General features: G+C 68.2%; 17 protein-coding genes and 1 pseudogene. 6 read left to right on the top strand and 12 right to left on the bottom strand.

Annotated elements, in window-relative coordinates:
• Positions 1–23 precede the first annotated feature (23 nt).
• A complete protein-coding gene (locus KPB06_RS10995) occupies positions 24–1,340 on the top strand; it encodes a D-amino acid dehydrogenase (protein ID WP_338027092.1) in 1,317 nt (438 codons plus the stop codon).
• Between the two features lie 47 nt (positions 1,341–1,387).
• Here the strand turns inward: KPB06_RS10995 and KPB06_RS10990 are convergent, their stop codons facing one another.
• From KPB06_RS10990 to KPB06_RS10955, 8 genes are all read right to left on the bottom strand, one after another.
• A complete protein-coding gene (locus KPB06_RS10990; protein WP_275905583.1) occupies positions 1,388–2,497 on the bottom strand; it encodes an ABC transporter ATP-binding protein in 1,110 nt (369 codons plus the stop codon).
• Between the two features lie 56 nt (positions 2,498–2,553).
• Positions 2,554–3,231, bottom strand: a complete 678-nt coding sequence (locus tag KPB06_RS10985; protein ID WP_099316961.1) for an HAD family hydrolase — start codon at positions 3,229–3,231, stop codon at positions 2,554–2,556.
• 32 nt (positions 3,232–3,263) lie between these two features.
• Entirely contained in the window at positions 3,264–4,115 is an 852-nt protein-coding gene (locus tag KPB06_RS10980) for a carbohydrate ABC transporter permease (RefSeq protein WP_059578484.1), read from the bottom strand.
• Entirely contained in the window at positions 4,112–5,065 is a 954-nt protein-coding gene (locus KPB06_RS10975) for a carbohydrate ABC transporter permease (protein ID WP_099316769.1), read from the bottom strand. The genes KPB06_RS10980 and KPB06_RS10975 overlap by 4 nt, the downstream gene beginning before the upstream one ends.
• A gap of 114 nt (positions 5,066–5,179) precedes the next feature.
• Positions 5,180–6,505 carry an ABC transporter substrate-binding protein gene (locus KPB06_RS10970; RefSeq protein ID WP_059578487.1) on the bottom strand — a complete coding sequence of 442 codons (1,326 nt, stop codon included), beginning with the start codon at positions 6,503–6,505 and terminating at the stop codon, positions 5,180–5,182.
• A 61-nt stretch (positions 6,506–6,566) separates the two neighbouring features.
• Positions 6,567–7,931 (bottom strand): D-tagatose-bisphosphate aldolase, class II, non-catalytic subunit, encoded by a 1,365-nt coding sequence (locus KPB06_RS10965; RefSeq protein ID WP_275905582.1) that lies wholly within the window; start codon positions 7,929–7,931, stop codon positions 6,567–6,569.
• Positions 7,919–8,875 carry a sugar kinase gene (locus KPB06_RS10960; RefSeq protein ID WP_275905581.1) on the bottom strand — a complete coding sequence of 319 codons (957 nt, stop codon included), beginning with the start codon at positions 8,873–8,875 and terminating at the stop codon, positions 7,919–7,921. The genes KPB06_RS10965 and KPB06_RS10960 overlap by 13 nt, the downstream gene beginning before the upstream one ends.
• A 97-nt stretch (positions 8,876–8,972) precedes the next feature.
• On the bottom strand, positions 8,973–9,749 hold the full coding sequence (locus KPB06_RS10955; protein WP_060313629.1) for an L-iditol 2-dehydrogenase: 777 nt from the start codon (positions 9,747–9,749) through the stop codon (positions 8,973–8,975).
• Positions 9,750–10,077: 328 nt separating this feature from the next.
• On the opposite strand from KPB06_RS10955, the gene KPB06_RS10950 reads away from it, so the two are divergent.
• Genes KPB06_RS10950 through KPB06_RS10935 form a run of 4 tightly spaced genes read left to right on the top strand, consistent with a single transcriptional unit; the run spans position 10,078 to position 13,174 of the window.
• Positions 10,078–10,539: a Fur family transcriptional regulator gene (locus KPB06_RS10950; protein WP_011546084.1), complete on the top strand. Its 462-nt coding sequence runs from the start codon at positions 10,078–10,080 to the stop codon at positions 10,537–10,539.
• Between the two features lie 46 nt (positions 10,540–10,585).
• Positions 10,586–11,497, top strand: a complete 912-nt coding sequence (locus KPB06_RS10945) for a metal ABC transporter solute-binding protein (RefSeq protein WP_059578497.1) — start codon at positions 10,586–10,588, stop codon at positions 11,495–11,497.
• Between the two features lie 17 nt (positions 11,498–11,514).
• On the top strand, positions 11,515–12,399 hold the full coding sequence (locus KPB06_RS10940) for an ABC transporter ATP-binding protein (RefSeq protein WP_059578500.1): 885 nt from the start codon (positions 11,515–11,517) through the stop codon (positions 12,397–12,399).
• A complete protein-coding gene (locus KPB06_RS10935; RefSeq protein WP_012329133.1) occupies positions 12,392–13,174 on the top strand; it encodes a metal ABC transporter permease in 783 nt (260 codons plus the stop codon). The genes KPB06_RS10940 and KPB06_RS10935 overlap by 8 nt, the downstream gene beginning before the upstream one ends.
• Positions 13,175–13,281: 107 nt before the next feature.
• Here the strand turns inward: KPB06_RS10935 and fghA are convergent, their stop codons facing one another.
• From fghA to KPB06_RS10920, 3 genes are all read right to left on the bottom strand, one after another.
• Positions 13,282–14,130 carry an S-formylglutathione hydrolase gene (fghA, locus tag KPB06_RS10930; protein WP_275905580.1) on the bottom strand — a complete coding sequence of 283 codons (849 nt, stop codon included), beginning with the start codon at positions 14,128–14,130 and terminating at the stop codon, positions 13,282–13,284.
• A 16-nt stretch (positions 14,131–14,146) separates the two neighbouring features.
• The gene (locus KPB06_RS10925; RefSeq protein ID WP_006483756.1) at positions 14,147–15,253 is read right to left on the bottom strand and encodes an S-(hydroxymethyl)glutathione dehydrogenase/class III alcohol dehydrogenase; all 1,107 of its coding nucleotides are present in this window, start codon (positions 15,251–15,253) and stop codon (positions 14,147–14,149) included.
• A gap of 214 nt (positions 15,254–15,467) precedes the next feature.
• A complete protein-coding gene (locus tag KPB06_RS10920) occupies positions 15,468–16,919 on the bottom strand; it encodes a xylulokinase (RefSeq protein WP_275905579.1) in 1,452 nt (483 codons plus the stop codon).
• A gap of 438 nt (positions 16,920–17,357) precedes the next feature.
• Between KPB06_RS10920 and KPB06_RS10915 the strand changes: the two genes are divergently transcribed.
• Positions 17,358–18,734: a nucleobase:cation symporter-2 family protein gene (locus tag KPB06_RS10915; RefSeq protein WP_275905578.1), complete on the top strand. Its 1,377-nt coding sequence runs from the start codon at positions 17,358–17,360 to the stop codon at positions 18,732–18,734.
• 360 nt (positions 18,735–19,094) lie between these two features.
• Here the strand turns inward: KPB06_RS10915 and KPB06_RS10910 are convergent.
• Positions 19,095–19,303, bottom strand: a pseudogene (locus tag KPB06_RS10910) (multidrug transporter); the annotation flags it as partial.

Genomic DNA, 19,303 nt, shown 5'->3' with positions numbered 1-19,303 from the left:
GGCAATCGTCACGGACGCCATCCGTGTGTCGGTCGGCCATTATTCACAACGCGATCCACAAGGAACTGAAATTCATGCGAGTCATCATCGTCGGCGCAGGGGTGATAGGCGTCACGACAGCCTATTTTTTGCAGCAGCACGGGTGCGAGGTGCAGATTATCGATCGCGCATCAGCACCGGGCATGGCATGCAGCTATGCCAACGGTGGCTTCTATTCGGCCGGACTTGCGGCGCCCTGGTCGGCACCCGGCGCAGTCCGGATGGCGTTCGCCGCTCAATTCGACAAGTCGGCCGCCTTCAAGTGGCGCCCTGACTTCACATGGCGGCAAATCGCCTGGATGATGCAATCGCTCAAGGAATGTCGACCTCACCGGTTTACCATCAATCGGGCCCGGCTCACCAGGCTCGCCACGTATGCGCAGGCGTGCCTGCAGCGCATCGAGTCCGATCTCTCCATCGACTATCAGCGCAGCGCGGACGGAATTCTGCAGGTTTATCGGGAACCCGTGCCGCGAGCGCTGATCGACACCCAGTTGCGCTATCTGGAAACCATGGGCATTGCGGCGGACTTTCTGCCTCGCGAACAGGTCTTCACGCTGGAACCGGCGCTCGCGCACTCCACGCCGCACCTGCTTGGCGGCCTCCGGATACGCGAGGACATATCGGGTGATTGCCACGTGTTCACCCGTAAACTGGCGGAAGTGATACAGGCTCAGGGTGGAACGTTCACATGGAATACGACCGTGGAATCGCTCCGCACCGATGGTTCCGGAACCACGGGAAAAAGGATTCGTGCACTCGTTTCGCAAGACACGGAATTCCAGGCAGACGCCTATGTCGTTGCCGCTGGAGCCGATACGCCCATGCTACTGAAGTCGCTCGTCGACATACCCGTCTATCCCATCAAAGGCTACTCGATCTCCGCGCCGATCGTGGCGAACGAATGTGCCCCGCGGCACTCTGTCTTCGATTTCGCGACCAAAACCGGCATGGCTCGTCTCGGCAACGAGATGAGGATCTCGGGCATTGCAGAAATCACAGGCTATGACCGCAGCGTGAATGCCACCCGTTGCGCGCAACTGGTCTCGGCCTTCGAGCGCGCATTCCCCGGCGCAATCGATGGTCAATGCGCCAGCCACTGGGCCGGCCTGCGACCGGCCACTCCGGACGGCGTGCCGCTCGTCGGCCGCACGGCTTGCGAAAACCTGTACGTCAACACCGGCCACGGCGGGTTCGGCTGGTCGACATCCTGCGGGTCAGGAAAATTGATCGCGGACATTGTCATGGGGCGCCCTGCCGATATCGACGCCGCCGACTACGCTCTGGCCCGCTCGCATTGAAACGTCGATGCGAGCCGTACGCGCAGTCACGGCGGCTCGCTGGACGCTCACGCCGCCTTCGCGTGCACGCTCAACCGCCGGAACGCCTGCCCGTTTTCGTCGAACAGATGGCAGTGCTCGGCCTGCGCATGCACGCGCAACGCGTCGCCGGTGCGATACGTATCGAGCGGCGGAATCCGCGCGACCAGCCCATCCGGCGCGACGGCCGACTCCGCATACAGATACGCGGCGTCGCCGAGCGACTCGACGGCCATCGTCCGCGCGGCGACGCCCGGCGCCGCCGCATCGACCAGCAGGTGCTCGGGCCGCACGCCGACCGTCACCGCCGCGCCGCGCTGCAGCCCCGCAGCGTCCACCGCGACACGCTGCGTCTCGCCGCTGTCGAACCGCACGAGCACGCCGCCCGCATCGGCCGATTCGACCGTGCCCTTCAGGAAGTTCATCTTCGGCGAGCCGATGAAGCCCGCGACGAACTGGTTCGCCGGCGCGTGATACAGCGCGTTCGGCGTGCCGACCTGCTGCACCGCGCCGCCCGACAGCACGACGATCTTGTCGGCGAGCGTCATCGCCTCGACCTGGTCGTGCGTCACGTAGATCATCGTCGTCTTCAGCTCGTCGTGCAGCCGCGCGAATTCCAGCCGCATCTTCACGCGCAGCGCGGCGTCGAGGTTCGACAGCGGCTCGTCGAACAGGAACACCTTCGGCTTGCGCGTGATCGCGCGGCCGATCGCGACGCGCTGCCGCTGGCCGCCCGACAGCTGCTTCGGCTTGCGGTCGAGCAGGTGGTCGATGTGGAGGATCTTCGCGGCCTGCTTCACGGCCTGGTCGATCTCGGGCTTCTTCGCGCCCGCGAGCTTCAGGCCGAACGCCATGTTGTCGTACAGCGTCATGTGCGGGTACAGCGCATACGACTGGAACACCATCGCGATGCCGCGCTTCGCGCTCGGCACGTCGTTGACCTTCGCGCCGTCGATCAGCAGGTCGCCGTTCGAGATGTCCTCGAGCCCGGCGATCATCCGCATCAGCGTGGATTTGCCGCAGCCGCTCGGGCCGACGAACACGACGAATTCGCCGTCGGCGATGTCGAGGTTCACGTTGCGCAGCACTTCGGTGTCGTCGTAGCGCTTCGCGATGTTGCGCAGGAGCACGCTTGCCATGATCTGTCTCCGTTCGTTCGTGATGCGCCGCATCGAGCGGCGCGCATTCGTTCCTGCTAGTTCGGCAGCACCGCGCCCGTCGCCTGCCAGCGCGCGACGTAGCCGGGCAGCTCGTGCATGTCGTCGAATACGTGACGCGCGCCGATCCCGCGCAGTGCGTCGATCTGGGCCGCCGATGCGTGCCCGCCGCCGATGAAGCCGAGCACGGTCATGCCGGCCGCGGCCGCGGCGGTGATGCCGGTCACGCTGTCCTCGACGACGAGGCATTGCGCGGGCACCGCGCCGAGCGTGCGCGCGGCCGCGAGATACACGTCCGGCGCCGGCTTCGGCCGCGCGACCGAATCCGCGCAGAACAGCCGGTCGCCGAAGAAGCGCGCGAGGCCGGTGCGCGCGAGCGCCGCCTCGACGTATGCGCGATAGCTGTTGCTCGCGCAGGCCGTCGTCAGGTCGATCGCGGCCAGCGCCGCATCGATGCCATCGACCATCGGCGCATTCACGGCCGCGGCCTCGACCGCGCGGCGGATCGCGTCGATATCGTCGTTCGTCAGCGTCCGGCCGACCGCCTCGGACGCACCGGCCAGCACGCGCTCGATGCGCAGCCCGAGCAGCGGCATCACGGCCGGCCGCGCATCGACGCCCGGCCAGCGCGCATCGAGTTCGCGCACGATCACGTCGGCGGCGACGGCCTCGCTGTCGATCAGCACGCCGTCGCAATCGCAGATCAGCACGTTCATGCCGTGACCGACCGCGCCTTTGCTTGCGCCGCTCACTTGACCGCCCCGAACGTGAGCCCGCGCACCAACTGCTTCTGCGACAGCCAGCCGACGATCAGGATCGGCGCGACCGCGAGCAGCGACGCGGCGGACAGCTTCGCCCAGAACAAGCCTTCGGGGCTCGAATACGACGCGATGAACACGGTCAGCGGCGCGGCGTTCGAGCTCGACAGGTTGATGCTCCAGAACGCCTCGTTCCACGACAGGATCACGAGCAGCAGCGCGGTGGACGCGAGCCCCGGCAGCGCCATCGGCATCAGCAGGTAGACGATCTCCTGCCACGTCGACGCGCCGTCGATGCGCCCGGCCTCCAGGATGTCCTTCGGGATCTCGTTGAAGTACGTGAAGGTCATCCACACCGCGATCGGCAGGTTGATCAGCGTGTAGACGATCACGAGCCCCGACACCGTATCGAGCAGCCCCGCGTTCTTCCACAGCAGGTAGATCGGCACCAGCACGCCGACCGACGGCATCATCTTCGTCGACAGCATCCACAGCAGCACCTTCTGCGTGCGGTGGTTCGGGAAGAACGCCATCGCGTATGCGGCCGGCACCGCGAACAGCAGCGAGATCAGCGTGACGCCGGCCGAGATCAGCACCGAATTCCACGCGAACGCGAAGTAGTTGCTGCGCGCGAACACCTCGCGGAAGCTGTCGAGCGTCGGCATGAACAACAGCGACGACGCGTACGCCTGCTGCTCGGTCTTGAACGCGGTGATCGCCATCCAGAAGATCGGGAAGAACAGCAAGAGCGCGATCAGCCATGCGAGCGCGCCGGGCAGCGCGCGCCGCACGAGGTCGAACACGGCCGGCGTGCGCCGGCCTGCCAGGGTCAGGTCGCTCATTTTTCGTACTCCCCCTTCAGGTTGCGCGCGAGCATCCGCACGAGGAAGAACGACACGACGTTCGCGACCACGACGGCGATGATGCCGCCCGCGGACGCGAGGCCGACGTCGAACTGCTGCAGGCCGAGCGCGTAGATCAGGTAAGACAGGTTGGTCGTCGCATCGCCGGGGCCGCCGCCCGTCGTCGTGTAGATTTCCGCGAAGATCGACAGCAGGAAGATCGTCTCCATCATCACGACCACGGCGATCGCGCGCTTCAGGTGCGGCAGCGTGATGTAGAAGAACATCGCGATCGGGCCCGCGCCATCGATGCGCGCGGCTTCCTTCTGTTCCTGGTCGAGCGACTGGATCGCGGTGAACAGGATCAAAAACGCGAACGGCAGCCACTGCCACGCGACGATGATGATCACCGCGGTCAACGGGTAATCGGCGAACCAGTCGATCGGCGTCATCCCGAGCGCGCGCATCGCGTTCGCGACGAGCCCGTACACCGGATGCAGGATCATGTTCTTCCAGATCAGCGCGGAGACCGTCGGCATCACGAAGAACGGCGCGATCGCGAGCAGGCGCGCGATGCCCTGCCCGTAGAACTTGCGGTCGAACAGCACGGCCATCAGCACGCCGCCGACCACCGTGATCGCGAGCACCGCGCCGATCAGCACGAGCGTGTGCCAGATCGCGGGCAGGAACGACGGATCGGTCGCGAGGAAGCGATAGTTGTCGAACCCGGCGAAGCCCTTCACGTCCGGGTTCAGCAGGTTGTAGCGCGAGAACGAATACCAGATCGTCATCGCGAGCGGAATCGACATCCACAGCAGCAGCACCGCGACGGACGGCGACACGAGCCAGCTCGCGCCGCCGCGCGCACGGCGCGGCGCGCCGGGCGGCGACGACGCGTCGCCGACCGACGGCGCGTGAGCGTGACTCAGGGGAAGACGCAGGTGACGCATGATCGGAGTCCCTCCGGTTGATGCGCGGGCGCGAACGGCGTGCCCGCCTGTCAGCGTCGCCGGCCCGCGCCGCGTGCCACGGCGCACGATGCGGGCCGCGCGACGACTTGCGCGTTACTTCTTGTAGCCGGCCTGCCGCACCGCGCGATCGGCCGCGGCCTGGCCGGCGGCGAGCGCCTGGTCGACCGACATCTGGCCCGCGACCGCACCCGCGATCGACTGGCCGACCACCGTGCCGAACGACTGGAATTCAGGAATCCCGACGTACTGCACGCCCGTGTACGGCACCTTCTTCAGCGACGGGTCGTTCGGGTCGGCCGTCTCGATCGCCTTCAGCACGAAGTCCGAGAACGGCGCGGCGGCCTTGTACTCCGCGCGCTGATACGTCGACGTACGCGTGCCCGGCGGCACCGACGCCCAGCCTTCGTCCTTGCCGACCATCTCGATGTACTGCTTCGACGTCGCCCACGCGATGAACTTGCGCGCGGCGTCCTGCTGCTTCGACGTCTTCGGCACGGCCAGCGCCCACGCCCACAGCCAGTGCGAGCCCTTCGGCGTCGCGGCGACCGGCGCGGCCGCGAAGCCGATCTTGTCGGCCACCTGCGACTGCTGCTTGTTGTAGAGCATCCCGGCCGCGACCGTCGCGTCGATCCACATCGCGCACTTGCCGGACGCGGTCAGCGTCAGGTTCTCGTTGAAGCCGTTCGAGCTCGCGCCCGGCGGGCCGTTCTTCTTCAGCAGGTTCACGTAGAAATTGATCGCCTTCTTCCACTCGGGCGACGTGAGCTGCGCGTTCCAGTTCTCGTCGAACCAGCGTCCGCCGAACGTGTTCACGACCGTCGACACGTACGCCATGTTCTCGCCCCAGCCGGCCTTGCCGCGCAGGCAGATCCCGTAGGTGCCCTTCGACTTGTCGGTCAGCTTGTCCGCGAATTCGGCGATCTGGTCGTAGGTCGGCTGGTCGGGCATCTTCAGCCCCTTCGCCGCGAACAGGTCCTTGCGGTAGAACGTCATCGAGCTTTCGACGTAGAACGGCAGCGCGTAGAGCTGGCCGTTGTACGACAGGCTGTCGCGCGCGGTCTTGACGATGTCGTTCAGGTCGTAGTCGGCGGGCAGGCCCGTGATCGGCGCGAGCCAGCCGCGCTTGCCCCACTGCGGCGTTTCATAGGTGCCGATCGCCATCACGTCGAACTGGCCGCTGCCGGTCGTGATGTCGGTCGTCGCGCGCTGGCGCAGCACGTTCTCCTCGAGGATCACCCAGTTCAGCTTGATGTCCGGGTTCGCCTTCTCGAACGCCGGCGACAGCTTCTTCAACTCGATCATGTCGGGGTTGTTCAGCGTCGCGATCGTCAGCGTGCCGGCGGACGCCGCGCACGCCGCCGTCGCGAGCGCGGCAGAGGCGAAACAGCGTGCGGCGGCGTCGAGCATCTTTCGTTGCATGGCATGTCTCCTGTGATTGTTCGAAATGTGGTCGGTGTTGCGTCGTTTCCTTCGCGGCCCGTCATGCCGGCCGCTGCATCCCGCACGCGCGCGCATAGTGCGCGATCACGTCGCGTATCCGGTGGCGCACCCAAGCGCGCGGCTCCTTCGCGAGGCCGCCCGCGCGGCACGCCGCGTAGACGTCCGGCAGCCATTGCGCGACGAGCGTTTCCGGCACCGGCTGCCGCGCGAGGTTGCCGAACAGCTGCTCGACCGCGGCCGCGACGGCCGGCTGCAGCCAGTAATAGCGGATGCGGTCGCTGTAGCTGAACTGGCGCGCGAGCCGCTGCGCGGTCTCGTCGCCGCGGTAGTACGGCGCCCAGTGTTCGGGCTGCGCGCGCATCGCCGCATCGACGACGTCGCGCAACCGCGAGCGCTGCGCGACGTCGTCGATCAGCGCGTCCTCGATGAACGTCAGCGCGAACAGCGCCTCGCGCAGCGCGAACGTCAGCGCGGGGCCGACCTTCAGCACCGCGAAGTGGTCGCGCACGAGCGCGGCGAGCGCGTCTTCGGTCTGATAATCGGTCGAATGCGCTTCGAACACGAGGCGCGGTGTCTGCAGGATACTCGCGCCGAGCGACGCCGCCTTGGCGCTGTCGTAATCGAGCACGTGGCGATCGTCGAAGTCGACGCCCGGCTGCGCGACGATCGCGACGACGCGCGTCCATGCGTCGTCGAGCCCGGCCGCCGTGAAGGCGCGGCGGTGCGCGTCGAGCGTCGCCGCGATGCTGTCGCTGCGCGTGACCTCGATCCGCGCGATCGCGTCGTCGCCGGCGTCGTTGCCGGCCTCGCCGCTCACCTCGCCGCCCGGCGTCGGTACCTCGGTGCCGATCACGTAGACGGGCGCGATTCCGGCGCGCGCCGCCGCGTCTTCCGCGACGCGGCACAGCTCGGCCGCGCGCGCGGCGATCGTGCGATCGTCGAGCCGCGCCGGATCGTCCGCGCACGCCATGCTCGCGTCGAGATGGATCTTTTCGAAACCGGCTTCGACGTAGGCCGCGACCATCGCACCGGCCTCGCGCATCGCATCGGCCGCGCGGCGGTGCCGCCACGGGTTCGGGCCGAGATGGTCGCCGCCGAGCACGAGCGCCGACGGCGCGAGCCCGCAGCGCGCGGCGATCGCATCGACGTCGCGGCGAAAATCCGCCGGCGTCATGCCCGTATAGCCGCCGAGATGGTTCACCTGGTTGCAGGTCGCCTCGATCAGCAGCGGCGAGCCGTCCGCGCGCGCGGCTTCGCACGCGGCCTCCAGCACGAGCCGGTGCGCGCTGCAGATCGAATAGATGCCGCGCTGCGCGTCCGCGCGGTTCGCGTCGAAGATCATCCGCAGCACGGTGCCTGCATGCGCGGTGCGCGTGCGCTCGGCAACGGTCGTCAGGCCGGACATGCGATACCTCGTTCGGTCAGGAAGCGGTCGATCTCGGCCGCGCTGCTGTTGCCTTCCATCGGGCCGCGCCGCGTGACCGCGATCGCGCCGGCCGCGTTCGCGCGACGCAACGCGACGTCGATCGCCATGCCCGCGACGAGGCTCGCGACCAGCGTGCCGCCGAAGCAGTCGCCGGCGCCGGTCGGATCGGCTTCGTCGACCGGATAAGCCTGCGCGTCGACGCGGCTCGCACGATCGAATGCGACGCTGCCTTGCGCACCGCGTTTGAGCACGACACGCTCGAGCAGCGGATGCGTCGCGAGCAGGCCGGCGATCGTGCGCTCGGCCGACTGCGGCCCGCAGAAGAACGGCAGGTCGGCTTCGCTCGGCAGGAACAGGTGGCACGCGGCGAGCATCTCGTCGAGGGCCGCGCGCATCGGGCGGAAACTCAGCATTTCGGGCCGCACGTTCGGATCGAACGACACCTTGGCTCCCGCGCGCGCGGCCTCGATCACGCCGCGCTGCACGGCCGCGATCGCCGATTCGCTCGTCAGCGACGAGCCCATCACGTGAAAATAGCGACAGCCGTCGAACATCGCGGTGTCGACGTCGGACGCATCGACGCATGCCGCGGCACTGGTCGACAGCGTGAAGACGAAACTGCGCGAGCCGTCGTCGCGATACGCGACGAACGCGGTGCCGGTCGGCCGTGCGACGCGGCGAATGCGCGCGACGTCCACGCCGTCGCGGGCGAGCCGCGCGACGATCGCATCGCCGAACGCGTCTCGGCCGACGCAGCCCGCATATGCGACGCGCGCGCCGAGCCGCGCGGCCTGGTCGGCGAAGATCGCCGGCGCGCCGCTCGGGAACGGGCCGGCGAAGAGTCCCGGCACATCGAAGCCCTGGCCGCGCTCGGCGGCGACGAATTCGGCCAGCAGTTCGCCGGCGACGACGATCTCGGCCATCAGGCGAGCCCTCCTCGTTCGACGGCGGCCGCGGCGTGCGGCGCTGCCGCCGCGTAGCGGGCCGGCTCGCGAACGGCGCGTGCGAGCGGCGGCATTTTCAGCTCATCCAGTTGCCGCCGTCGACGTTCAGCGTCTGGGCGGTGATGTAGTCGGCGTCGGCCGATGCGAGGAACAGCGCGGCGCCCGTCAGGTCGCCCGGCACGCCCATGCGGCCGAGCGGCACGGCTTCGCCCACGAGCCGCTTCTTCTCGCCGAGCGGCCGGTTCTCGTAGCGCGCGAACAGCGCATCGACCTGTTCCCACATCGGCGTGTCGACCACGCCCGGCGCGATGCCGTTCACGTTGATCCGGTGCGGCGCGAGCGCGAGCGCGGCCGACTGCGTATAGCTGATCACCGCGGCCTTGGTCGCGCAGTAGTGCGAAACGAGCGCCTCGCCGCGACGGCCGGCCTGCGACGACATGTTGACGATCTTGCCGCCGCGCCCCTGCTCGACCATGCGTTGCGCGACCGCCTGCATCAGGAAGAACAGCCCTTTCACGTTGACCGAGAACAGCCGGTCGAACACGTCCCACGATTCGTCGAGGAGCGGGCGCATGTCGAACAGCGCCGCGTTGTTGAACAGGATGTCGACGCCGCCGAAGCGCTCGACCGCCGTCGCGACGATCCGATCGATGTCGTCGCGGCGCGTGACGTCGGCGGTGACGGCCACCGCGCGGCCGGGGTTGGCCTCGATCAGCCGCGCGAGCGAGCCGCCCGCCGGCTTCACGTCGACGAGCACGCAGCGCGCGCCCTCGTCCAGATAGCGTTGCGCGACCGCCTCGCCGATGCCGCTTGCGGCGCCCGTCAGGATCGCGACCTTGTCTTCCAGTCTCACTGGCTGTCTCCGGTTCGTTCTGTTGCATGCCGGTCGCGAAGTGAGCGAACGCTCGGCGACCGATCAATTGCTCTGTTAGTGATCGAATGATCGGATACGCGATACGTGCTGTCAAGACGACGTGACGGCTTTCTATGACGCGCTGCGGCACGGCGGCGGACGACGACGCCCCGCCGCGCCCGCACGGCAAGGCGCGGCGCGTACGGTGCGACGCAGTGGCATCGGCGGCGACGGGGACGGAGCGAGGACGGAAAACGGAATTCGCGCTGCACGGCGCGGCGATACGTTATATCATCGCGATACTGTGTTTCATCGCCTGCTTCACGCCATGGCTACCTCATCGTCCATTGACGCCCGGCTGTCCCGGGCCGACGCATTCGCCGCCGAGCACGGGCTCGCGTGGACGCCGCTGCGCCGCCAGGTCTACGAACGCGTGCTGGCCGCGCAGCGCCCGATCGGCGCGTACGACCTGCTCGCCGAACTCGAACCGCAACGCGGCCGCGTGCCGCCGACCACCGTCTACCGCGCGCTGGATTTCCTCGTCGAGCACGGCTTCATCCACCGGATCGAATCGAAGAACGCGTTCTTCGCGTGCTGCGAGATCGGCGTGCCGCACGAAGGCCAGTTCCTGATCTGCGATTCGTGCGGCGACACCGTCGAGATTCCCGGCGGCGACCTCGCGAAGCAGTTGTCCGCGAGCGAGCCCGCGCATGGGTTCGAAGTCCACCATCAGGTCGTCGAGCTGAGCGGCCTGTGCGGGCACTGCAAGCGCAAGCCCGCGCAGCGCTGACGCCGAATCGCGCGGCGTACGCGCCGCCCTTCCAACGAGGAGTTCCATGTCCATTGCCCTGAAGCGCGCGCCGCGGCGCGCCCTGTCGCCTGTCCGCTGGCTGGCCGCCGCCGTCGCCGCGCTGTCGTTCGCCGCGCCCGTGGTCGCGCTGGCCGCGCCCGTCAACGTCGTCGCCGCGGAGAATTTCTACGGCGACGTCGCGTCGCAGATCGGCGGCCGCCACGTCGCGGTCACCAGCATCCTCAGCAATCCGGATCAGGATCCGCACCTGTTCGAAGCGAGCCCGAAGACGGCTCGCGCGCTCCAGCACGCGCAGGTCGTGATCTACAACGGCGCCGATTACGATCCATGGATGGGCAAGCTGCTCGGCGCGTCGAAACAGGCGAAGCGCGCGACGATCGTCGTCGCCGATCTCGTCGGCAAGAAGGCCGGCGACAACCCGCACCTCTGGTACGACCCGGCGACGATGCCGGCGGCCGCACGCGCGATCGCGGCCGAGCTCGGCCGCGCCGACCCAGCGAACAAGGCCGAGTACGACGCGAACCTGCAGAAATTCGTCGCGTCGCTGAAACCCGTCGACGACAAGGTCGCCGCACTGCGCGCGAAGTACAAGGGCGTGCCCGTGACGGCCACCGAGCCCGTATTCGGCTATATGTCCGACGCGATCGGCCTCGACATGCGCAACCAGCGCTTCCAGCTCGCGACGATGAACGACACCGAGGCAAGCGCGCAGGACGTCGCCGCGTTCGAGAACGACCTGCGCAAGAAGCAGGTACGCGCGCTGATCTACAACAGCCAGGCCGAGGAACCGATGACCAGGCGCATGCTGAAGATCGCGCGCGACGGCGGCGTGCCGACCGTCAGCGTCACCGAGACGCAGCCGGCCGGCAAGACCTTCCAGCAATGGATGACCAGCCAGCTCGACGCGCTCGGCAACGCGCTTTCGGCCGGCAAGTAACCGACAACCGTCACGACATGACCGCCACTCCCCACGCCCTCGCAGTCGATCGCGTCACGCTCGAACTGGGCGGCCGCACGATCCTGCGCGACGTCAGCTTCTCGATCGAGCCCGGCGAATTCGTCGGCGTGCTCGGGCCGAACGGCGCGGGCAAGACGACGCTGATGCGCGCGGTGCTCGGCCTCGTCCCCGTGTCGGCCGGCACGCTGTCGGTCGGCGGCGTGCCGGTCGCGCGCGGCAACGCGTCGATCGGCTACATGCCGCAGATCAGGAGCGGCCTCGCGAACCGCCGGATGCGCGGCTACGATTTCGTCGCGATGGCCGCCGACGGCCATCGCTGGGGCCTGCCGCACACGAATGCGGCCACGCGCCGCGACGTCGATCGCGTGCTCGATCTCGTCGGCGGCCCGTCGCTCGCGCGCCGGCCGCTGTCCGAACTGTCCGGCGGCGAACGGCAGCGCCTGCTGCTCGCGCAATGCCTGCTCGGCAACCCCAAGCTGCTGCTGCTCGACGAGCCGCTGATCAGCCTCGACCCGAACCATCAGCGCGGCGTCGTCGAACTCGTGCGCAACGTGCAGCGCGAACTCGGCATCACCGTGCTGTTCTCCGCGCACGAACTGAATCCGCTGCTGAACGCGCTCGACCGCGTGCTGTATCTCGGCAACGGCGTGGCCGCGCTCGGCACCGTCGACGAGGTGATCACGAAGCCCGTGCTGTCGCGGCTCTATGGATCGCCGATCGACGTGATGCGCGTGAACGGCAAGATCTTCGTGATGTCGGGCGACGTCGAAATCGAGAAGCACGATCACGAACACGAGGACGACGACGGCCACTCGCACGGCGGCAGCCACGGCCATCACCACCACGGACACGCTCATCCCGGGCATTCGCACGATGTTTGAATACGACTTCATGATCAACGCCTTCGCGGCGTCGGGAATCGTCGCGGTGCTCGCGGGCATCGTCGGCTACTTCCTGGTGCTGCGCGGGCAGACCTTCGCGGGCCACGCGCTGTCGCACGTCGGCTTCACCGGCGCGACGGGCGCGGTGCTGCTCGGCATCTCGCCGATCTGGGGGATGGTCGGCTTCACGCTCGCGGCCGGGATCGGGATGGGCGCGCTCGGCGAAAGGCTCGCGGGCCGCGACGTCGCGATCGGCGTGATCCTGTCCGGCGCGCTCGGCTTCGGCCTGCTGTTCCTGCATTTCTATACGTCGTTCGCGACGCAGGTCACCGCGCTGCTGTTCGGCAACGTGCTCGCGGTCAGCCACGACACGCTCGCGGTGCTCGCCGGCATCGGCGCGGTGAGCCTCGCCGCGCTCGCGCTGATCGCGCGGCCGCTGCTGTTCGCATCGCTGCAGCCGGAACTGGCCGAAGCCAAGGGCGTGTCGCTGCGCACGGTGTCGATGCTGTTCCTCGCGGTGTGCGCGCTCGCGGTGGCCGCGGCGACGCAGATCGTCGGCGTGCTGCTCGTGTTCACGCTGCTCGTCGGGCCGGCGGCGGCCGCGCAGAATGTGTCGACGCGGCTGTCGACGGGCGTGCTGCTCGCCGCGCTGTTCGCGCTGTTCGAAGCGTGGGCCGGCATCGTGCTCGCGTATCACACCGATTGGCCGACGAGCTTCTGGATCACCGCGCTGTCGGCGCTCGTGTATGGGGCGAGCCTGCTGCGACGCAACTGATCGGCGCGACGGGCGCCGCCCGATGCCAATCAAAACGCCGGCGTGCCCGAGGGCAGCGCCGGCGTTTTTTCATGCGCACCGGATGCGTTACCTGCTTGCGCCGCTACTCACCGCGCAAGTGCACGCGCATGATGCGCGAGGTGATCGGCGATGAACGTCGAGATGAAGTAGTACCCGTGGTCGTAGCCCGGATGGCGGCGCAGCGTCAGCGGTTGGCCGGCCTTCGCGCATGCGGCTTCGAATACGTCGGGGTTCAACTGGTTCGCGAGGAACTGATCGGCCAGCCCCTGATCGACGAGGATGCCGTCCGCGAACTTCGGCGCATCGGCGCGCGCGACCAGCTCGCTCGCGTCATGCGCCTTCCACGCCTCGCGATCGGCGCCGAGGTAGCCCGAGAATGCCTTCTCGCCCCACGGGCAGCGCGTCGGCGCGGCGATCGGCGCGAACGCCGACACCGACCGGTACAGGCCCGGATGACGCAACGCGAGCGTCAGCGCACCGTGCCCGCCCATCGAGTGGCCGAAGATGCCGAGCCGCGCGCCGTCGATCGGCAACTCGGCCACGACGAGCTCGCGCAGCTCACCCGTCACGTACGACTCCATCCGGTAATGCGTCGACCACGGCGCCTCGGTCGCATCGACGTAGAAACCCGCGCCGACGCCGAAATCCCACGCATCCGTCTCGCCCGGCACGCCGGCGCCGCGCGGGCTCGTATCGGGCATCACGAGCGCGATTCCGTGCTGCGCCGCGTATTGCTGCGCGCCGGCCTTGACCGCGAACGTCTCGTCGGTGCACGTGAGCCCCGCGAGATAGAACAGCGCCGGCACGCGCTTCTGCGCGGCCTGCGGCGGCAGGTACACCGAGAACTTCATCGGCAGGCCGATGGCCGCCGAATCGTGACGGTAGAAACGCTGCTCGCCGCCGTGGCACGCATGCGAGGAAACGAGTTCGAGCATGGCGGTGCGCCCCCGGTCAGTACAGCACGACCGAGCGGATCGACTCGCCGGCCTTCATCAGGTCGAAGCCTTCGTTGATCCGCTCGAGCGGCAGCGTGTGCGTGATCAGGTCGTCGATGTTGATCTTGCCTTCCATGTACCAGTCGACGATCTTCGGCACGTCGGTGCGCCCGCGCGCGCCGCCGAACGCCGAGCCCTTCCATTCACGGCCCGTGACGAGCTGGAACGGACGCGTGCTGATTTCCTCGCCCGCTGCCGCCACGCCGATGATGAACGACTGGCCCCAGCCCTTGTGCGTGCACTCGAGCGCCTGGCGCATCAGCTTCACGTTGCCGACGCATTCGAACGAATAGTCGGCGCCGCCGTCGGTCAATTGCACGATGTGGTCGACGACGTTCTCGACTTCGTTCGGGTTGATGAAGTGCGTCATCCCGAACTTCTTCGCGAGCTCGACGCGCTTCGGATTGATGTCGACGCCGATGATCTTGTCCGCGCCGACCATCTTCGCGCCCTGGATCACGTTCAGGCCGATCCCGCCGAGGCCGAACACGACCACGTTCGCGCCGGCCTCGACCTTCGCCGAGTACACGACCGCGCCCACGCCCGTCGTCACGCCGCAGCCGATGTAGCAGATCTTGTCGAACGGCGCGTCCTCGCGCACCTTGGCCACCGCGATTTCCGGCACGACGATGTAGTTCGAGAACGTCGACGTACCCATGTAGTGGAACAGCGGCTTGCCGTCGAGCGAGAAGCGCGACGTCGCGTCGGGCATCAGGCCCTTGCCCTGCGTCGCGCGGATCTTCTGGCACAGGTTGGTCTTGCGCGACAGGCAGAACTTGCACTCGCGGCATTCGGGCGTGTAGAGCGGAATCACGTGGTCGCCCTTGCGTACGGTGCCGACGCCGGGGCCGACGTCGACCACCACGCCCGCGCCTTCATGGCCGAGGATCGCCGGGAAGATCCCTTCCGGATCGGCGCCCGACAGCGTGTAGTAGTCGGTGTGGCAGATGCCCGTCGCCTTCACTTCGATCAGCACTTCGCCGGCGCGCGGCCCTTCGAGATCGACTTCCTCGATCGTCAGCGGCGCACCCGCCTTCCATGCAATCGCGGCTTTCGTTTTCATCGTGTCACTCCTGTGTGTCGGTGAGATCGGCCCGGGCCGGCGTGTCGGTGCCGGCCCGGGACTCATGCAAAGCGGTCGAAGCCGTGCCGCGCGGCACGGCGCAAGAATCTCGTGCTCGCCATGATGGCCGCTCCCGGCGCGCATCGCGTGCGGGAAACGGCCACCGGCTTGCCAGGATGCGTCATCGCTGACGCAAAAGAACAAGTGTCCGAGTTTAAACGCCCGTCGTGAACCATGCATCCGTGCGGGCGTACAGATCGACGAAGCGCGCGTAACGTGCGGCCAGCGGGCGGTCGTCTTGCGGTGCGGCGACGGGCGACGCCGTCGGCGCCAGCGCGTGCAACGCCTCTTCACGCCAATGCCCGATCGCGACGCCCGCGAGCAGTGCGGCGCCCCGCGTCGCGGCGTTCGGGCAATCGATCGCGTGCAGCGACGCGCCGAGCGCGTCGGCGAGCAACTGGCGCCAGCGCGGATCGACCGAGCCGCCGCCCGCGAGGCGCAGCGTCGCCACCGCGTCGCCGGGGTCGGCGTCGCGGATCGCATCGAGCCCCGCGCGCAACGCGAACGCGACGCCTTCGAACGCGGCGCGCATCATCGCGCCGCGCGTGTCGCCGAGCCCGAGGCCGAGCCAGCCGCCGCGCGCATCGGGGTTCATCCACGGCGAACGCTCACCGCTCAGGTACGGCAGGAAGCACAGCCGCTCGGACGCCGGCTGCGCGAACGCATCGTCGTACGCATCGGCCCATCGCGCATAGCCGAGCCAACCGCGCACGGCTTCGAGCGCGAGCCCGACGTTCTGCATCGCCGCCATCGTGTAATAGCCGCCGCCGGCCGCCGCACGATAGCGATGCAGTCCGCGTCGCGCGGGCGGCAGCGTATCCGCGAGCACGACGATCTGGCCGCCGCTGCCGGTCGTCAGCAGCGCGTCGCCTGCCGCGGCCAGCCCGCTGCCGAGCGCCGCGCAGGCGGTGTCGGCCGCGCCTGTCGCGAGCGGCACGCCAGCCGGCAGGCCGAGCGCGGCGGCGGCCTGCGCGCCGAGCACGCCGCAGCGCGCGGTGGACGCACGCACCGGCGCAAAGCGGTCGCCCGGCAGGCCGAGCGCCTCGATCAATGCGCTGTCCCACGCGCCGTCGGGCGTCGCGAGCGCCGTTGCGCACGCGTCGCTCGGATCGGCCGCGACGTCGCCGCCGAGCACGATGCGCAGCCAGTCCTTCGGCTGCACGGCCCAGCGTGCGGCGCGCAGCGCGTCGGGTTCGTGCGTGGCGAGCCAACGCAACAGCGGGCCGGCCATGCCGGGCGCGACGGGATTCGGAGCGACGGGCAATCCGGCGGCGTGCCGGTCGGCCGCGTCGGCCTCGCGCACCGCGCGTGTGTCCGGCCACAGCAGCGCAGGCCGCACCGGCTCGCCGGCCGCGTCGATCAGCACGACGCCATGCATCTGGCCCGAAAAACCGATCGCCGCGACCTGCGCGCGCTCGTCGGCCGGCAGCCGCGCGGCGGCGCGCACGAGCGCCTGCCACCACGTGGCGGGCGCGATTTCCGCCCAGCCGGGCTGCAGCGACGACAACCCGTAAGGTTCGCTCGCGACGGCCCGCTCGACGCCGTCGGCATCGAGCGTGACGAGTTTGACGGAGCCGGTGCCGAGGTCGATTCCGAGCAGGCGCATGACGTGAAGGGAGATTCGGATGAACGGATGTCGATGATAACGGGATCGCGATGCGCGCTCCGGTTTTTGCCGCCGCGCCGACACATCGAACGTGCTGCCGGCCGGGAGATTGACGAGGCCGCACCTTGCACGCAAAAGCGGCCGCTCGCGGGTTAACCCGGCACGTTTTCCGTACGCCCTTTTTTGCCACTATGCGGCCCGCGCGATACACACCATAAAGCACCCCATATTTGACAGGGGGGCCGGCGCTATTTTGAAGCGCTATAAAACCGGTACGCGTCACTCCCGCGGCAGTTTCCCGATGATCGCCCCCCCGTTCCATACCGACATGGCATATCGAACCAGCAAAGAACGGAATAGAACCCAGTGCTCTTGTTGCATGGATTCATTCCGAATAACTTCGTATCACCCCGAAAACAAGATCATGGAGTGAGACAGATGCAATCGAACACGGTCCATCCGTGCGATGAGGTGCTGCCGACCGGCAAGCTGGTAACGCTTGGCCTGCAGCACGTCCTCGTCATGTACGCCGGCGCCGTCGCCGTGCCGCTCATCGTCGGCGCGGCGCTCAAGCTGCCGAAAGACCAGATCGCGTTCCTGATCAGCGCCGATCTGTTTTCGTGCGGCATCGCCACGCTGATCCAGACGCTGGGCCTGTGGATCTTCGGGATCCGCCTGCCCGTCATCATGGGCTGCACGTTCGCGGCCGTCGGTCCGATGATCGCGATCGGCACGAACCCCGGCCTCGGCATTCTCGACATCTTCGGCTCGACCATCGCGGCCGGCATCATCGGCATCGTGCTCGCGCCGATGATCGGCAAGCTGCTGCGGTTCTTCCCGCCGGTGGTGGTCGGCACGGTGATCGCCGTGATCGGGCTGTCGCTGATGGAAGTCGGCATCAACTGGGCGGCCGGCGGCGTCGGCAACCCCGAGTACGGCAGCCCCGTCTATCTCGGCCTGTCGCTGCTCGTGCTCACGCTGATCCTGCTGATCAACAAGTACGGCCGCGGCTTCATCGCGAACATCTCGGTGCTGCTCGGCATCGTCGCCGGCTTCGTGATCGCATTCGCGCTCGGCCGCGTGAACACCGACGGCGTGGCGCATGCGCCGTGGGTCGGCTTCGTGATGCCGTTCCACTTCGGCCTGCCGCACTTCGACCCGCTGTCGATCGTGACGATGGTCACGGTGATGTTCGTCACGTTCATCGAATCGACCGGGATGTTCCTCGCGGTCGGCGACATGGTCGATCGCCCGGTCAACCAGGAGCGCCTCGTGCGCGGCCTGCGCGTCGACGGCCTCGGCACGCTGATCGGCGGCATCTTCAACTCGTTCCCGCATACGTCGTTCTCGCAGAACGTCGGCCTGATCGGCGTGACGGGCGTGAAGAGCCGTTTCGTGTGTGCGACGGGCGGCGTGATCCTCGTGCTGCTCGGCCTGTTTCCGAAGATGGCGCAGGTCGTCGCGTCGGTGCCGCCGTTCGTGCTCGGCGGCGCAGGCATCGTGATGTTCGGGATGGTCGCCGCGAACGGCATCAAGGTGCTGTCGAAGGTCGACTTCGTGAACCACTCGCACAACCTGTTCATCGTCGCCGTGAGCGTCGGCATGGGCCTCGTGCCGGTCGTGTCGCCGCACTTCTTCTCGAAGCTGCCGCCCGCGCTTGCACCGATCCTGCACAGCGGCATCCTGCTGGCGTCGGCCACGGCCGTGATCCTGAACATCGTGTTCAACGGCGTGAAGGGGGAAAAGGAGGCGAAGTGCGAGATCCGTCGCGCGGGGCATGATTTCGACGGGCGGCCTGTCGATCTGCATCACTGATCGCGCCGCGCCGGATGATGGCGCGAAGCGGTAACGACGAACGCCACGGCATGCCGTGGCGTTTTGCTTTGAGGATGCGGGGCCACGCGTGATGCTCGCGCGAGCCTGCATCGCGCGGGAAGGCGGTCGCCGGCGGCACGATGCGCCATGTCGACCGACCGCGGATCGGCACAGATTGATGTGATTGGCGTAATTGGTACAAGCGCAACGCGGCGCACGCATCGGCACGACAACGCCTTGTCCGCGCTCGATCCGTCAGCGCAAAAAAACGCCACGGACTTTCGTCCGTGGCGTTCTCGTTTCCGCATACAGCCGGTTCGACACGCAAGCGCGGCAAACCGCGCCTGTCCCGCTCTGCGCTTACCCGTTCGTCGCCGCTGCCGACGCAGGCGCCGGCGCGGCCGCCTTGTCGTAGTCGACCGGCGCATCCGGCGCGCGCGGCGCTTCGCCGGCACGCTGGATCCACCCGCCGCCGAGCGCGCGGTACAGGTCGACCAGGTTCGTCCAGCGGGCCAGACGCGCGCTGATCAGCGACTGCTGCGCCGAGTACAGATCCGTCTGCGCGGTCA

Origin of the sequence: Burkholderia semiarida, assembly GCF_029268935.1 — a bacterium.
GTDB classification, from domain to species: Bacteria; Pseudomonadota; Gammaproteobacteria; order Burkholderiales; family Burkholderiaceae; genus Burkholderia; species Burkholderia semiarida.
This window is presented reverse-complemented; position numbering and strand designations above follow the sequence as displayed.

What these genes read in the sequence shown, in the direction of transcription:
- KPB06_RS10990 (WP_275905583.1), bottom strand. Translation starts at nt 2,497, where the DNA reads ATGGCAAGCGTGCTCCTGCGCAACATCGCGAAGCGCTACGACGACACC.
- KPB06_RS10985 (WP_099316961.1), bottom strand. Translation starts at nt 3,231, where the DNA reads ATGAACGTGCTGATCTGCGATTGCGACGGCGTGCTGATCGACAGCGAG.
- KPB06_RS10980 (WP_059578484.1), bottom strand. Translation starts at nt 4,115, where the DNA reads ATGAGCGACCTGACCCTGGCAGGCCGGCGCACGCCGGCCGTGTTCGAC.
- KPB06_RS10975 (WP_099316769.1), bottom strand. Translation starts at nt 5,065, where the DNA reads ATGCGTCACCTGCGTCTTCCCCTGAGTCACGCTCACGCGCCGTCGGTC.
- KPB06_RS10970 (WP_059578487.1), bottom strand. Translation starts at nt 6,505, where the DNA reads ATGCAACGAAAGATGCTCGACGCCGCCGCACGCTGTTTCGCCTCTGCC.
- KPB06_RS10965 (WP_275905582.1), bottom strand. Translation starts at nt 7,931, where the DNA reads ATGTCCGGCCTGACGACCGTTGCCGAGCGCACGCGCACCGCGCATGCA.
- KPB06_RS10960 (WP_275905581.1), bottom strand. Translation starts at nt 8,875, where the DNA reads ATGGCCGAGATCGTCGTCGCCGGCGAACTGCTGGCCGAATTCGTCGCC.
- KPB06_RS10950 (WP_011546084.1), top strand. Translation starts at nt 10,078, where the DNA reads ATGGCTACCTCATCGTCCATTGACGCCCGGCTGTCCCGGGCCGACGCA.
- KPB06_RS10945 (WP_059578497.1), top strand. Translation starts at nt 10,586, where the DNA reads ATGTCCATTGCCCTGAAGCGCGCGCCGCGGCGCGCCCTGTCGCCTGTC.
- KPB06_RS10940 (WP_059578500.1), top strand. Translation starts at nt 11,515, where the DNA reads ATGACCGCCACTCCCCACGCCCTCGCAGTCGATCGCGTCACGCTCGAA.
- KPB06_RS10935 (WP_012329133.1), top strand. Translation starts at nt 12,392, where the DNA reads ATGTTTGAATACGACTTCATGATCAACGCCTTCGCGGCGTCGGGAATC.
- fghA (WP_275905580.1), bottom strand. Translation starts at nt 14,130, where the DNA reads ATGCTCGAACTCGTTTCCTCGCATGCGTGCCACGGCGGCGAGCAGCGT.
- KPB06_RS10925 (WP_006483756.1), bottom strand. Translation starts at nt 15,253, where the DNA reads ATGAAAACGAAAGCCGCGATTGCATGGAAGGCGGGTGCGCCGCTGACG.
- KPB06_RS10920 (WP_275905579.1), bottom strand. Translation starts at nt 16,919, where the DNA reads ATGCGCCTGCTCGGAATCGACCTCGGCACCGGCTCCGTCAAACTCGTC.
- KPB06_RS10915 (WP_275905578.1), top strand. Translation starts at nt 17,358, where the DNA reads ATGCAATCGAACACGGTCCATCCGTGCGATGAGGTGCTGCCGACCGGC.